The 14,604-nt window shown below is 57.0% G+C and carries 11 protein-coding genes; 1 reads left to right on the top strand and 10 read right to left on the bottom strand.

What is annotated here, in order from left to right; translation table 11 throughout:
- Nucleotides 1-79: 79 nt before the first annotated feature.
- The 6 genes from Q0I19_RS04765 to gnpA form a co-directional block, all read right to left on the bottom strand.
- A complete protein-coding gene (locus tag Q0I19_RS04765; RefSeq protein WP_294760024.1) occupies nucleotides 80-1,375 on the bottom strand; it encodes a right-handed parallel beta-helix repeat-containing protein in 1,296 nt (431 codons plus the stop codon).
- Nucleotides 1,335-1,796, bottom strand: a complete 462-nt coding sequence (locus Q0I19_RS04760) for a hypothetical protein (RefSeq protein ID WP_294760023.1) — start codon at nucleotides 1,794-1,796, stop codon at nucleotides 1,335-1,337. The genes Q0I19_RS04765 and Q0I19_RS04760 overlap by 41 nt, the downstream gene beginning before the upstream one ends.
- Nucleotides 1,796-2,602: a carbohydrate ABC transporter permease gene (locus Q0I19_RS04755; RefSeq protein WP_366012420.1), complete on the bottom strand. Its 807-nt coding sequence runs from the start codon at nucleotides 2,600-2,602 to the stop codon at nucleotides 1,796-1,798. Before Q0I19_RS04755 ends, Q0I19_RS04760 begins: the two co-directional genes overlap by 1 nt.
- Nucleotides 2,595-3,476 carry a sugar ABC transporter permease gene (locus Q0I19_RS04750; RefSeq protein WP_294760022.1) on the bottom strand — a complete coding sequence of 294 codons (882 nt, stop codon included), beginning with the start codon at nucleotides 3,474-3,476 and terminating at the stop codon, nucleotides 2,595-2,597. The genes Q0I19_RS04755 and Q0I19_RS04750 overlap by 8 nt, the downstream gene beginning before the upstream one ends.
- A 126-nt stretch (nucleotides 3,477-3,602) precedes the next feature.
- Entirely contained in the window at nucleotides 3,603-4,943 is a 1,341-nt protein-coding gene (locus Q0I19_RS04745) for an extracellular solute-binding protein (protein ID WP_294760021.1), read from the bottom strand.
- Between the two features lie 77 nt (nucleotides 4,944-5,020).
- The gene (gene gnpA / locus Q0I19_RS04740) at nucleotides 5,021-7,186 is read right to left on the bottom strand and encodes a 1,3-beta-galactosyl-N-acetylhexosamine phosphorylase (RefSeq protein ID WP_294760020.1); all 2,166 of its coding nucleotides are present in this window, start codon (nucleotides 7,184-7,186) and stop codon (nucleotides 5,021-5,023) included.
- Nucleotides 7,187-7,625: 439 nt separating this feature from the next.
- Between gnpA and Q0I19_RS04735 the strand changes: the two genes are divergently transcribed.
- Complete coding sequence (locus Q0I19_RS04735; RefSeq protein WP_294760019.1) at nucleotides 7,626-8,459, top strand: AraC family transcriptional regulator; 834 nt, start codon at nucleotides 7,626-7,628, stop codon at nucleotides 8,457-8,459.
- 53 nt (nucleotides 8,460-8,512) lie between these two features.
- Here Q0I19_RS04735 and Q0I19_RS04730 read toward each other — a convergent pair whose 3' ends face one another.
- The 4 genes from Q0I19_RS04730 to Q0I19_RS04715 form a co-directional block, all read right to left on the bottom strand.
- A complete protein-coding gene (locus tag Q0I19_RS04730; RefSeq protein ID WP_294760017.1) occupies nucleotides 8,513-9,307 on the bottom strand; it encodes a carbohydrate-binding protein in 795 nt (264 codons plus the stop codon).
- A gap of 13 nt (nucleotides 9,308-9,320) precedes the next feature.
- Nucleotides 9,321-11,141, bottom strand: coding sequence for a heparinase II/III family protein (locus tag Q0I19_RS04725; protein WP_294760015.1), 1,821 nt, complete (start codon nucleotides 11,139-11,141; stop codon nucleotides 9,321-9,323).
- The gene (locus Q0I19_RS04720) at nucleotides 11,110-12,393 is read right to left on the bottom strand and encodes a response regulator (protein WP_294760014.1); all 1,284 of its coding nucleotides are present in this window, start codon (nucleotides 12,391-12,393) and stop codon (nucleotides 11,110-11,112) included. Before Q0I19_RS04720 ends, Q0I19_RS04725 begins: the two co-directional genes overlap by 32 nt.
- Before the next feature lie 90 nt (nucleotides 12,394-12,483).
- A complete protein-coding gene (locus Q0I19_RS04715; protein WP_294760013.1) occupies nucleotides 12,484-14,280 on the bottom strand; it encodes a histidine kinase in 1,797 nt (598 codons plus the stop codon).
- Nucleotides 14,281-14,604 lie beyond the last annotated feature (324 nt).

Below are 14,604 nucleotides of genomic sequence, written 5' to 3'. Positions count from 1 at the left end.
AAATTTTGTAATTTTTTTGATAAAGCAAAAAAACGGCCCAACACCCGCAGGGCAGCAGGCGTTGGGTCACTGAATGCCGTCATTCCGTTGTATTTTCAGATAGGGGAATGACCGTGTTGTTTTTTTCGGTGTAGCGGCCGCCGCCCATGTGGGGTCGAACAAAGGGAACACCTTCGCGGACATAGAAGGTGTTGTCCGCTATCAGGGCATCCGGATTTTCGGAAGGGCTGATGGTGCCGCCCAGGTCGTCATAGCTGACGTTGCAGCGGAAGGTGTTGTGGATAGCCTCCTGCAGGCAGAACATCACACAGCCGCCCTCATTCATGCGGCTGGTATTGTACTCGTACACGGTGCCGTCGCCGGAGTCGGCGTCATAGGCCATACCGTCCTGGTTAAGGCGGGTGTCCACAGCCTCGTTATGGCGGAACAGTGCGTCCTTGCATTTCCACGGCCAGATGGCTGCTGCGACCTTGCCCAGACGGTTGCCCGGCTCGCTGTATACGCGGTCGTTCATCTCACAGGCAACGGAATCCGCCGTGTTGTGCTCGACCAACGGGCGCAGGGCATACATCACGGTAATGCCATCGCCGCCGGCTGCCTTGACATAGTTGTCGCGGATGACGATGTTCTCATGGCCGTATGCGGCAAAGGACTTCTCGTCCAGCTCGGCGCCTTGGAACTGCGCATGGGCGTAGGTGTAGCCCACGGCAATGCCCCAGCGGCTGACGTTGGCAACATAGCAGCCTTCCACCAAAATGTCCGCAAAGCGGGCGGGGCCGGTGGCGGTTTCATCGGTGGGGCGCAGGGCGGTCATATAAATGCCGCCGTTGTTCATGTGCTTATCGTACACGTTGCCGTTTACGTCATGAATCATCAGATTTGTCAGCGTGATGCCGCGGCGAACACCCTTGTCTTTGGCCACAACGGCCACGCCGGTGCGCTGCATCTTGTCGGGCTGGGAGTAACGCTCCCCGATCACAGCCTCGGCGCGGTTGGTAAGCTCCAAATCGCGCACCGTGACATAGGCGGCATCATACAGCAGCACGGCGGAGGAAACATAGCCGTGATACACATGGGTGGGGGAGTCCAGCTCACACCCGTAATCCTGATACCAGATACCCTGTCCGTCGGTGTCGATGGCGGGAGCGCTGCCTTCACCATAAGCACCGATGGTGATGGGGCAGTCTTTTGTGCCGCTGCATGGCAGCTGCAAAAACTGTTTTTCAAAGCGGCAGCCGCGCATCAGCAGCACACTGTCGCCGGGGGCAAGAGCCAGGCGGTTGACCGCAAACAGCGTGGCGAGGGGACGATCCTTGTGCAGACCGTCGTTGGCGTCATTGCCGATCAGCGGATTCACATAATATGTCTTGCACAAGGTTGTCGTACACCTCCTCCCGCATACGCTTTTCAATGATAAGGCGCGATTCCTCGTAGGAGAAGCTGTCCCCGAAATAGCGGGTAAACAAATCGGGGTTGGCATCGTACCATGCACGGGTTTGCTCATCGGTAAACGTCGGGCAGACACCCAGCGCGCGAATTTTCTCGCACGGCTCGACAAAGTCCAGCTTAAAGCGGGTCAGCTCAAATTGCAGGTAGGCGGGGGCGGAAAAGAACCGTGTGCCGTATACCGGCGCACCCTCTGCCTCGCTGCGGGATATCGCGGCATTTTTGGCGGTACGTCGCTTTTCCAGTGCGGCGGGGCTGTCGTCATCGATCAACCCCAAGCGTTTGGCAAGCGTCAGGCAGCCCTGCGCATAGCGCCATTCCCGCGGGGTTAAGCAGTATGTACGTTTCATCACTTGACCGCACCCGTGATGCCGTTGGCAAAGCTCTTTTGCAGGCAGAGGAAGATGATGGCGGTGGGCAGTGTGCAGATCAGAACGCCCAGCATCAGCATGCCGTAGTCCACGCTGTAGCCACTCTTGAGGTTGGCAACCAGCATAGGCATCGTGATGGAGCTGTTGTTTTGGAATACGATCTTCGGCCACAGGTAGCTGTTCCATGCGTTCATGAAGGTGACTGTCATGGCGGCGCCGTAGGTGGAGCGCATGATGGGAATGAACATGCGGAAGAAGATACCGATCTCGCTCAGTCCCTCCAGACGTGCGGCCTCGATGATGTCGCTGGGGAAGCTGCGCGCCGCCTGGCGGAACAGCATGATCATAAACGGCGTCGAGATGGACGGCAGAACAAAGGCCGCCCAGCTGTTGACAAGGCCCCAAGCGGAAATCATCTTGAACAGGGGGATCATGATGGCGACAAACGGCAGCATCATGGCCAGCAGCAGAACGCTCATGAGGATGTCCTTTGCCTTGTCGTGGTAAATTTCAAAGCCGTATCCGGCAATGGAACAGACCAGCAGCGTGATCAGCGTCATCAGGATGGCGTTGCGGAAGGAGTTGGACATGGCCAGCGCCAGGTTCTGGTTGGCGACCAGCGCCTTGAAGTTTTCGACCAGATAGGTGCCGGGAATCAGCTTGCCGCGGATAACGTCAATGCTGGGATTGGTTGCGCCGCACAGCATGTAGTATAGCGGGAACACCGACAGGAAGCTTGCAAAAATTAAGATGGCGTGGGTCAGAATTTTTTTGCCCTTAGTCACGCTTGTCACCTACTTTCATCTGAATGGCAGACAGAACAGCCACTACGACCAGAATAAACACAGACAAAGCTGCCGCATAGTTGAACTTGGGGGTCTCGACAAAGGAGATATTGTAGATGTAATGCGTCAGCGTCATGGTTGCCTTGCCGGGGCCGCCTGCGGTCAGGTTGACGGATTCGTCAAATAACTGCAGCGTGCCGGAGGTGGACATGATGGCGGTCAGCAGGATGGTGGGTTTCAGCAGGGGAATGGTCAGGTGGAAGAACTGCTGAATAGGAGAAGCGCCGTCGATGCGGGCGGCCTCGTAGATGGAGTAGTCGATATTCTGCAGACCGGCCAGATAGAACACCATGTTGTAGCCGGTCCAGCGCCAGACCAGCGCAATAACGATGACCCAGCGTGCTGCCCATGCGTTCTGGAACCAATCCACTGTGGGGATGCCCACGGTGGACAGCACCCGGTTGATCAGGCCGTCGTTGGCAAACAGTGACTTGAAAATCATGGAGTAAGAAACCAGAGAGGTGGCGCAGGGCAGGAAAATCATGGTGCGGTAGATGCCCTTGCCCTTCAGGTCGGGGCTGTTGAGCAGCTGAGCCAGAATCAACGCCAGGATCAGCATGATGGGTACCTGGATCACGAAATAGAAAACCGTGTTGAACAGGCACTGCTGGAAGGTGGCGTCCTTCAAAATACGCGCATAGTTGGAAAAACCTGCCGGCTGAACATTGCTGCCCATGCCCTTCTGGAACGAGAGCATCAGCGCCTGCACCATGGGGTAAAAGCAGAATACAAATATCAGGATCGTAGCAGGCAGCAAAAACGCCCAACCGATCAGGTTGCGCTTTTGCTCCATATCAAGTCCTTTTTTCTTCATGTTGATATCTCCTAACAGGACGAACGGAATCATAAAGCAAGGGCACGGCTTGCAGAAACACTATCGGATGCAAACCATGCCCTTGGCAGATTGTTAGTTGTTATCGGATGGGGGTCAAAGTCAGGCTTAGCCGGCGATGTTGAACTCGACGGTGTCCTGAGCAGTCTTCATCTCGGCCTCAACGTCGGCGTTGTTCTGCACAACATTGGTGATGGCGTCGGTCAGAGCGCTGCGAACGTCAGAGTAGTAAGCGCCGCAATCGAAAGCGGGAACCTGGCTGGCGAACTCAACGATGTCCTTGTAAACGGTCTGGCCGCCGTAGAACTCGGAGGGCTGGTTGTAGATGTCGGACTTGGAAGCGGGCAGGTAGCTGGCGATGGCACCGGCATTGGGCAGCAGGTCGTCATACAGCTCGACGCTGGCGCCGAAGGTGCTCTTCAGGAAGTCGTAAGCCAGATCGACATTCTTGCAGTTGGAGGAAACGGCCCAGCTTGCGCCGCCGCAGTTGGCGTAGTTGGTGGCACCCTCAACGGTCTCCAGCTTGGGCATGTTGACGATGGCCCACTTGCCGGCCTGATCCTCAGCAGCCTGGATGCTGGACATGATCCAGCAGCCCTGGATGACACCGGCGGCCTTGCCGTCGTTCATGGAGGCAATGTACTGATCCCAGTCGGTGTACTCGGCCAGGATGCCCTTGTCGACCATTTCCTTGTAGACGGTCATGGACTCCTTCAGGGCGGCGTTATCGGCGATGTTGACCGTGCCGTCAACAACGGGGGAAGCACCGGCAGACTGCAGCATCTCGATGATCAGCTCGGAACCGCCGCTGGAGGTCAGCATGGGAACACCGTTGGCGTCAACGACCTTCTGAGCCTTTTCCATGAACTCGGTCCAGGTCAGATCCTTGAAGTCGGCAACGGTCAGGCCGGCCTTCTCGACCATGTCGGAACGGATGGCCATGATGGAAGCACCGTTGTCAAAGGGGATGCCGTAGTGGTGGCCGTCCACAGTAGAGTCAGCCAGCTTGCCGCCGGAGAAGTCGTCCCAGTTGAAGCCGCCGTTGTCCAGCTCGGTGTAGATGCCGGGGAAGTTGGCGACCATCTTGTGGTAGGAGTAGTCCTGCATCAGGAAGATGTCGGGCAGGGTGCTGTAGTCCTCGCTGGTGGCAGCGGTGATCAGCTTGGTCTCGATGTCGTTGTAAACGTTTTCTTCAATGTTCAGCTTGAAGTTGGGGTGATCCTTCTGGTAGATGGCCTCAGCCTGCTTCAGAGCGTAGATGTTGAAGTTGGGGTCCCAGGCCCAGACGGTCAGGGTCTCATCAGCCTCGGTGGCGGCGCTGCTGGTCGCGACGGACTCGGCAGGTTTGCTGTCGGGGGTGGTGGAGCTGCTGGCTGCACCGCCGCAGCCGGCCAGCATAGAAGCGGCCATGGCGGCGGCCAGAAGGGCTGCTGCATTCTTCTTTTTCATAGTGGTTTCCTCCTTGGAATTTCTCCATTCTTTCTATAATGTATGCCGCGCACGGTGCGAAGCATAATTATCGGTGATTATTGGGCGTCGCTGACCCAGCGCATCTCACGCGGGGCCAAGGTCAGCTGGTCGATCAGCTTGCCTTTGATGTAGAGGTCGGTCTTTTGCTCCTGCTCGGAGTTGTTGATGACCGCGATGCGCTTCGTTTCGGGGAATACCGTGACCTCGGTGTCCACGTTGGTTACATAGTAGTGCTTCATCTCCTCCGGCATACCGGCGGCGTAGTAGATGGCGCGCAGCAAAATGCGGCAGTTCTGCGGGGAGTAGGGCAGCCCGGCAAAGTAGACGCTGTGACCCTTGCCGTACTCGTTCACAACAAGCTGGCTGTATTCGCCGTCCTGTGCAAGGATCTGGTAATGCTTGCCCTGCGCGTAGATGCGGGTCGTACCCTCGCCAAAGTCGATCTTGCCGGTGAAGGATTCATCTTCGAGAATGAAGTGGTGCGGGTCGCAGGTGTTGTATTTGTCGGTGCTTAACGAGAAACCCATCTCGCGGTCCACACCCATCACATCGCTGAGCTGGAAGAACCGCCCCTGATGCTGGCAGGCGGTAGGCTCGCCCACGCCGATGAAGCCGCCGCCCTCGTCCACAAATTTGCGGATGGCGGTCACGACCTGCTCATCGATCCAGTTCTCGGCACCGCTGAAGGCCGTGTAGGCATCGCCCACATTGATGATGACACCGATGTCCTTGGGGATGCCGTTGCGGATGTCATCGAAGTCGATGAACTCCACGTCGAACGGCATACCACTCAGACATTCGAGCACCCCCTCGGCGGAGTAGGTCTCGCGGTGGTAGATCGAGTGGTGAACCTGATTGCTCATCCACTTGCGCAAACCGCCCCAGCAGTTGAGGATGGCGACCTTGAACGGGGCAACGTAGGACTTTGTGCCCTGCATGTTTTCGTGGATCTGGCGGAACTCGCTGACCACATTCTGGATCTCGTCGATAAAGCCGGGCCAGTTATTGGCGAGCTTGAGGTAGCCGCCGTAGCCGATGCGGTCCAGCGGGCTGCGCAGGATGGCACGGCGTGCCTTCATCCAGTTGGTGCGGGCCTCGCCGATGGGGTCGCCGCCCTCGGTGAACACATCGGGGAAGAAGTAGGGCAGCAGACGGCCTTCGGTGTATTTGACACCCTTGATGTCGGAAATCATTCGCAGCGTAACGCCGCTGCCGACCGAGCCGACCACGGCGTCCAGCCCGATGGAGGCAAAATACTTGCCGTAAGGCTCGGTGCCGATCCAGTGGTCGCCGAGGAACATCATCGCCTCTTTGCCGTAGGAGTGGACGATATCCACCATCTCTTTGGCGAGTGCGCAGACTTCCTGCTGCTGGAACTCGATAAAGTCGCGAAACTCCTTGCTGGGCACGCGGAACATTGTGTTGTGGTAGCCCTGGTCCACGATGAACTCGGGGCGGAACTTGTACCCTGCCCACTTCTCGAACTTTTCGAGGATGTAGGGGCTGACGCTGGCGCTGTAGCCGAACCACTCGACGAATTTCTCACGCTTCTGGTCGTCGAACGTCAGCGTGAACTGGTGGAAGAAGGTCGTGAACCGCACCACATCAATGTGGGGGTTGGCCTCGCACCAGCGGCGCAGCTTTTCTTTTACATACGCCTGCGTCTTGGGCTGGCGCACATCGTAGGTCAGTTGGTGGGGCGTGTCCTTCCAGTCGTTAGTCAGGAAGTTGTACATGTGTACGGGGTCCCAGATCAAAAACGCCAGAAAGCTGACAGTGTACTCGTGATAGGGGATCGTCTCAATTTCGACCTCGCCGGTCGGCTCATCGAAGAACCATTTGTCGGTGGGTACGACCTCACCGGTCGTGCGGTCGATGACCTCCCACCAACGTTTGGGGTCGTCCAGCGTGTTGACTTTCAGCTGCTGGGTGTGGAAGCCGTCCATCAGGTGGATGCGCAGCTTCGTGCCGCGCGCGGTGTGGCGGTCGCTGATAAGGTACTCCTGCTGGACCTCATCGGGGTTTGCCTCAGCCCAGGCGTTGTCCTTGCGGGTCGTATAATAAGTAGCGTATTTCTTTGCAGGATCCTGCAAAAGCTCTGCGGGCATTTCGGTGCCGTCGCAGTCGCGCAGGGCGTCAGCTCCCAGCAGATTTTTCAGACGCAGGGTTTCGTCAACGACGTCTGCATCCGTGGGAAGCGTCAGTCTTCCGAGCTGCTCCATGTTTGTGTCCCTTTCCGATCCATGACGCGGCGAGCGATGCCGGGCGCGTCGGACTTACTTTCTTTACCTACATGATACCTGTTTAAGAAGGCTTTGAACAGCCCGTTTCTTGTTATACGTTTGTACTATCTTGCTGTTTTGCCTTGACTTGCGGTCAAAAACGACGAATAAGCAAAAAACTGCACAAAAAGTGCAGGAAATTCTTGTGCAGCCTGCTGCGTTTGGGAATGACGCTGCATCGTATATGAAAAAACATAGAAGGAACGTTGTATTTTATAAAGGCCGGCATTGCAATGTGCGGCGGAATACGCTATAATAGAAACGGTATCGGATCTTGCATGAACTACTGCTTGCTATATGTTGCTTTTGATTTTACATATCTTGCGTAACAGATTTTAACCATTTTGTCATAATTCTAAAAATGAGGCGGTATATCGTCATGAATACACGGTATGAGTTTGATATGGATGTTCCCCCGCGGGAGGCCATCCGACTGATGTATGTCAGCAAGAGTCGTTTTGGCGGGGACTGGAATTCGGTGCCGCATACACACTCCTGCACGGAGGTGTTTTACTGTGTGAACGGGCGCGGTCAGTTTAATGTGGAGGGTAAAATGCTGGATGTTGCGCCCGATGATATGGTCATTGTAAATCCCCGCACCCAACACACCGAGTTAAGCTATAAGGCAAACCCACTGGAGTATATCGTGCTGGGCATTGAGGGGATAGAGGTACTTTTTAACCAAAGGGATCAGGGCTACACGATGGTAAAATGTGCGGCCATGCGCGAGGACCTGCTGGGCCTTACCAAGATGCTGCTGCGTGAGATCGATGCGCGCGAGGACGGCTGCGAGATGGTATGCCAGGATCTGACCGAGGTGCTGCTGGTTAAAATCGTGCGCAGTGCTGCACTGTCGCTGCGGGTGACGGCACCGCCCTCCGAAAGCAAGGAGTGTGCCGCAGCAAAACGGTACATCGACGAAAATTACGGAAGCGCCATCACGCTGGATAAGTTGGCAGAGGTGGCGCACGTCAACAAATATTATCTTTCCCACTCGTTTAAGAAAGAGTACGGAACCTCACCCATCGACTACCTGATGAAACGCCGCATTACCGAGGCCAAGGCTCTGCTGACCAGTACGGATTTCAGTTTGACCCAAATTGCCGCGCAAATCGGGTTCGGGTCGCTGGCGTATTTTTCCAAGTGTTTTCATAAAATCGAGGCCATCAGCCCCAACGAGTACCGCAAGACCGCCAAGAGGAAAAATGCCTAAGACAAAACCCGCCCGGATGCAGCATCCGGGCGGGTTTGTGATTCGATGGGGCGTTATTCTGCCGGAGTACCCCATGTCTCCAGCTGGGTCAAGGCGGGGAAGGGGGAGGGGTCATCGGCTTTTTTCAGTTCGTACAGCTTCAGGCTTTTTACGGTGCGCGGAGCAATGGCAAAGGTCTGCGGGGCGGCTGTCTTTTGCAGCTGCAAAACCTCGCGGCTGCCATCGTCAAAAGCAACGGTAGCTTGCGTCCACCAGCTGTCGTGCGGGAAATCCGCGCGCAGGGTCAGGCGCACTTCGTCCAGTGTGACGGCGCGGCCGAAATCCAGCGTCAGGGCAGCGTTGGGGTCGCGGTTTATGCCCCAGCTCTGGTACGGCCATGTGCCGTGGGCATCGTTTTCGTAGATGCCGTCCACAGCGTTGCGGGCGGCAAATACAGCCTCGCCGCGGGTTTCCACGTTGGCGGATGCGTGGGGATAAAACCCTGTGTCGCCGTGCTCGTCATAGGGGTTAAAGGCCAGATTGCGGCGTTCGGCAATTTCCTGCGCAGTGGCAAAACGGGCGCGGATAATGTGGCAGCTGCCCGCAAAGCTCTTGGGGCTGTATGTGATAGCCTGCTCGCCGAAGGGAATGTGGAAGTTGATCTCCCGCTTGACGACATACACCAAGGCAGGGGGCATTGTGTCCTCAAATTGAATGACGATATACTGCCCGGGCGTGCCGATTTCCAATGCCACGCGGTCACCGGGCTTGTAGGCGTTCATATACACAAGGCTGACCTGCTCTGCGCCGGGGGCGGTGAGCAAGGTGTTGCCGTCGGTATCCAGAATTTTCAGCTTCAAGAGTTCCATGTGTATCGTCCTTTCAAGAAATGGTAAGGCGGAGCTGCCCGGTAAAATACACCCGTGTGCGGTACAAGGTATCGGGCCAAGCCTGACGCAGGCGGGCGTCCGTGATGGGCGCAGGCTCAACAAGAATTTTCGATGCACCGTCCAGAATGGCTTCTGCCAAGGTACCGAACTGTACGCAGCGGCCATCGCTGACGGGCTTTTCGACACTCATCAGGGTAAGCGCCACGGTACCTGTGTAGTCGGTTTTGTCCTGCAAATGCAAGGCGCTTTCGGTTAAGGTCACTGTGCGGCGGTAGGTGGTCAGGCCGGGCACATTGCCGTAGGCGGGGGCGATATCCATCGTGATGTCGTCCAAAGTATCTGCCACTGTCACGGCGGCAGCGGCAAATTCCGCGCCCGCCTGCTGTTGATACGCTGCGCCGTCGGGGTCAAATTCCGGCAAGTTGTGCCAACTTGACTGCATGGTCCAAATCTCATACCGCTGCGGGCTGAAGGTCTTTTTGCTGTACGTTTCGACGCCTACATCGATCAGCAGAGGTAAGCCGTTTTTGTACAGCGTCACACTGCCGACGTCGTTGTGGTTGTGGCTGTCGGCGTTGCAGCCGGCCTTGGCTCCCAGGGAAAAGGCGCCGCGTCGGCTGACGAGAATGCCCACGCTGGGGTACCAGACATCGGGCGGCGGTACGGGGGCGGCGTTTTGGGCAAAAGCCAGCACCTCCTTTTCCGCCAGAGCGGTCTGGATGTGGTAATACAGGTTGATGCCCTCGCTGTCATCAGGGTGATGCAAGCGGTCGGGATCAGGTGCGGCCACGGCGGCAGCCCAATCGCGGGCGGCCAATGTCATCAGCGGCAGGCTGCCGACTTTTTTGCCGAACAGATACTCCCGCACACCGCGCGCGCCCGCCTGCGGGCTGCAATCGGCAAAGTTGAAGTAATACGGCCCGCCGACGTGCATATTGACGATGTACACGGCCATGTTGCGGATTTTCTGCTCCTGCCATACGTCATCGAACACGCCGGGGGCTATGCCGCACAGCAGCGACAATGCGCTGAACATCGTCAACGCAGCGTGGCGGTAATACTGTGCGCCCTCGCTGCAGCAGCCGTCCTCGCCGTAGTCCTTCAAAAAACAGTCCAGGCTGTATGCCGCCTGCCGCACAAAGTCAGGAAGGCGGGCGGCATCGGCGCACTGTACGGCGGCCAGCAGTACATTTTGGGTACACCACGGCGTCCAGTTGCACATCGGTTCATCACCGTGGCCCATCCACCAGAAATGCGACGTGAGGTAGGGCGTCAGAATGCGGAACTCAACCTCCCCGCGCAGACGTTCGGCAAGGCCGGGCGCGTAGGCGTCCAGCGACTTGCCCAGCAAGCCGTAAACCGTTGCAAGCAGGGCACCGGTCTCGGCAGCAAACAAATCGACGATGGGACGTTCGATATTGGGCGTGGGCAGTTGCGGTGCATCGCGCAGATAGCTGTTGTGGGCGGGCAGCTGCCAGGCGGATTCCTCACAGATGGCCCACGCCACATCGGTAATGGCGGGCAGATAGCTGCCGTCCCCCGTGACGGCTTCGGCCATGGTCAGGGCGCACAGCGTGCGGCGGCGGGCAAAATAGGCGTGTTCCCAATGTGAGCGGTCACCGTTTTGGGTAAATTGCAGCCACAGTGAAAGCGGCAGTGCAGGCAGCGCGGCAGCCTCCCGCAGGGCGTCTTGCCCGGCAGCCTGCCAGCGCGCCGCACACGGCAGACTTTGCCAGGCAGCACGGTCGGTGTAAGGCGGGTACAAAACGGGGCGCACCGTATCAAAGCTCAGCGTCATCTTTTGCGTCAACATACGATCCCTTCATTCTTTGAATATACTCGCGAGGGCTGCTGCCCTCCAGCTTTTTGAAAACCTTACTGAAATAGAACGCGCTGTCAAACCCCACCAGCATACTGATCTCGTAGATTTTCTTGTCGGTAGAGGCCATCAGCTCCTTGGCGGCGGCGATGCGGGTGGCGGTGACAAATTCCACAAAACCACTCTCACTGTTTTGGGCAAAAAGCTGGCTGAGGTAGTTGGGGCTGAAATTGAACATCGCGGCCACATCGTTTAAGGTCAGCTTTTCGGCCAGGTGATCACGGATATAATGCTGCACCTGCCCCACGACCTGGGCACGGTGATCCAGCGGGGTGTTGGGGCGCTCGTGCCAAAAGACGATGGACGCATCGCTGCGCAGCAGCTGCAAGGCGGCAAAGGCGTCCCGCTGACTTTGGGAGATTTGCAGAATATCGTCCACAGGGCGGCCGACGGCCCAGTAAATCTCCGAACTGAAATAGTTATATAAAATCTGGCCTGTGCTGCACAGGGCAGGGGAGAGGGCGGTTTCGGGATCCTCGCCTTGCTGCAGGGGCAGCAGCACCGAAAAATGCCGCAGATCCATGCCGATGACACGGCAGGGACGGTATTTGGGCAGGGTCTCGGCGGCCATACGGGTGACGCCGGTGCTTAAAGTCAACAGCTGCTCGGTGGTAAGGCCGGGGGTTTGGATGCTGCCCAGCGCCAGGACGTACAGCGGGTCATGAAAGTCAAGTCCCAGCTCGGCGCATTGGCGGTCAAACCGTTCGCGGTCGGTCAAAAGGCCGCCGTACAGCTGCATAAACAGGCGGTCGCGGTAGCTGTCCACGCTGACGGCGGGCGCAGCGGGGGCTTGCAGGCGCTTTTCTTTTTCGGCAGCGGCGCGAGCCTTTTCCAGTGCAGCGGTCAGGCTTTCGGCGGTCAGGTCAATTTTGACAAGGTAATCCACCACACCCAGGCGCATACTGCGCTTGACGTAGTCGAATTCCTCATAGCTGGTCAGCATGATGAATACAGGCAGAGAGGAACCGTCCTTATGGCAGTTTTCTGCCAGCGCAAAGCCGTCCATAACCGGCATACGGATGTCGGAAACCACGATGTCGGGCCGCTTTTCCTCAATGGCCTTGAGCGCCTCGGCGCCGTTGCGGGCTGTGCCCACGACCTCATAGCCAAGCTCGGCCCAGTTCAGCATACCTTGCATACCGATGAGGACCAGAGGTTCGTCGTCAACAAGAAAGATGCGTGTCAAGGGATCACCTCGGTTTTATAGATAAGAGATAAAAGATAATAAATAAGGTGGTGTTTTCGCCAACGGCGAAAACGGAGAGGGAAACCGTTATCAGGCTTCCTGCCCCGGCAGGCGGATGGTCACCGTGGTGCCTATGCCGGGTTCGCTTTCTATGCTCAGCCCGTAGGCGTCGCCAAAGCTGTATTGCAGACGACGGTGGACATTCCACATGCCCACATGGCGGTATTTGGCGGCAGCCTCCTCGGGGCCGGGTTCACGCAGGGCCTTGGCGGCCTGCTCAGGCGTCATGCCGATGCCGTCGTCCGTTAGGTGGATCAACACATCGCCGTCGGCAGCACGCTCTACGCGCAGGGTGACCTCGCCCGCGCTGCCCTTCGGCTCAATGCCGTGGAAAATCGCATTTTCCACCAGCGGTTGCAGCGTAAAGCGGGGAATCAGGCAGGTGTGGGTAAGGTTTTCGTCCTCGATATAGCTGACATCCAGTGTGATGGTGCCGCCGTAGCGGTATTGCTGGATGGTAAAATAATCGTTCAGCAGTGCAAATTCCTGGTACAAAGGCACCAGTCTTTCGTTGCCCTTGGACACACTTTTCAGCAGACGGGACAACGCTGTGACCATCTCGGCAATGCCGGGGGCGTGCTGGATAGTCGCCATCCACTTGATGCTGTTCAGCGTGTTGTAGATAAAATGCGGGTTGATCTGGTTTTGCAGCATACGGTATTCCAGGTCCTGCTTTTGCTTTTCGTCCTCAAGGCGGCGGTCCATCAGGGTGGTAATATTGCCCGCCATGCGGTTGATGCCGCGCCCGATGTCGCCCAGCTCGTTGTCCCATTCAATGGCAGGGTCGGCAGAAAAATCACCGCTGCCGATTTTTTCGATCCGGCTTTGCAGTGCTGTGATGGGGTGGGCTATCATGCGATACAGCAGAATTTCCAGCGCCGCGCCCAGCGCCGCAATGGCCGCCAGCGTAAATATCAGGGAAACCGACAGGTAGGGGATTTGCCGCTGCATCGGCCCGGTGGGCAAAATTTCAATCAGGTACAGATCGTGCATCCCGATGGGATACCGCACCACAAACCGGCTGTTGACGCCGCTGCCGTCGGTGTAGACCTCGGTCAGGCTGTCGCGCATATCGGCCGCAAAGGGCTTGGCGTTTTTATAATAGGAACGGTCATTGGCCAACTCGGTCAGCGTACCGCCGTCCAGTGCGTAGACGTGGGCACCCATCTCCCACAAAAGCTGCCCGCCCTCCGGCAGGGTAAAGCTGCGCAGCGGCACGGTGACAAGATTGGGGGAGACAAACACGCAGACATGTGCCGTGCGGTCGGTGCCGGGCAGCGTTAGCGTGCGGGTGATAGGGATGGTTTCGGCTGCCTGCGACGTGAGCGCCAGCGGGTCGCGCACGATGGACTGCCAGCCGTAGCTTGGTTCACAGTAGCCGGGTATGGCTTGCAGCAGATCCGGCGTGAGGGACAGAACGTTGGCAGTGGCCGTGCCGAACATCATGGGCCGCCCGGTGGCGTTGATGAGCATAAACCGCTGGACAAACGGCAGTGTACGCAGGGAGTTATATTTAGCCGAAATGCTGGGATACATCGAGAGCGCCTGGTTGTTGCCGGCAACATCGGTCAAGAGATAGGTGCGCATGGAGGGATTGTAGGTACACCACCCGGCCAGGTCGTCAATTTCCTCAATGTCGCGGGCGATGGCATTGGCGGCAGTTTGCAGGGCGTATTCGGCGTTGAGCAGCGTGGTGCGTTCCCACTCGGCGTTGAGTTGGAGCAGGTTGCTTACGGCGATGACCGCCGACACGCAAAAGGTAAACAGCATGGTAAGCACCAGCAGCCGCACCTGCAAGCTGCCCCTGCGCAGGGTGAATTTTGCCATAGCAGGCTCCTTGTTATATACAATATAAACGGGTAATGATGGATAGGATCGGCGGAGTTTTTGCAAGGGCGAAAACAAATGCAGAGACGCATTTCCCTGCAAACCGAATGACTTCTTTATAAAAAGATACCGTATCTGATTCGCCCTGTCAAGCATAAAACTATACAAATATTACAAAATGATGGCTGATATATCGTTTAGAACTGTCAAAAAGATAAATATTGCAGGTTTCTTGAAATATTACATCTTTTTGCGGTCCCATTTGGGGAACTACCGTAAATTTTGCAAATTCATCTCCAAAAATACCATCGCTTTCGACAGGCA

The organism is uncultured Gemmiger sp., from assembly GCF_934561205.1.
Classification (GTDB): Bacteria; Bacillota; Clostridia; order Oscillospirales; family Ruminococcaceae; genus Gemmiger.
The sequence above is the reverse complement of the archived record's forward strand: the minus strand, read 5'-3'. Positions and strand labels throughout refer to the sequence as shown.

Excerpts from the sequence above, each read along its gene's own strand:
- Q0I19_RS04760 (WP_294760023.1), bottom strand. The coding sequence starts at position 1,796 with ATGAAACGTACATACTGCTTAACCCCGCGGGAATGGCGCTATGCGCAG.
- Q0I19_RS04750 (WP_294760022.1), bottom strand. The coding sequence starts at position 3,476 with ATGAAGAAAAAAGGACTTGATATGGAGCAAAAGCGCAACCTGATCGGT.
- Q0I19_RS04745 (WP_294760021.1), bottom strand. The coding sequence starts at position 4,943 with ATGAAAAAGAAGAATGCAGCAGCCCTTCTGGCCGCCGCCATGGCCGCT.
- gnpA (WP_294760020.1), bottom strand. The coding sequence starts at position 7,186 with ATGGAGCAGCTCGGAAGACTGACGCTTCCCACGGATGCAGACGTCGTT.
- Q0I19_RS04735 (WP_294760019.1), top strand. The coding sequence starts at position 7,626 with ATGAATACACGGTATGAGTTTGATATGGATGTTCCCCCGCGGGAGGCC.
- Q0I19_RS04730 (WP_294760017.1), bottom strand. The coding sequence starts at position 9,307 with ATGGAACTCTTGAAGCTGAAAATTCTGGATACCGACGGCAACACCTTG.
- Q0I19_RS04725 (WP_294760015.1), bottom strand. The coding sequence starts at position 11,141 with ATGTTGACGCAAAAGATGACGCTGAGCTTTGATACGGTGCGCCCCGTT.
- Q0I19_RS04715 (WP_294760013.1), bottom strand. The coding sequence starts at position 14,280 with ATGGCAAAATTCACCCTGCGCAGGGGCAGCTTGCAGGTGCGGCTGCTG.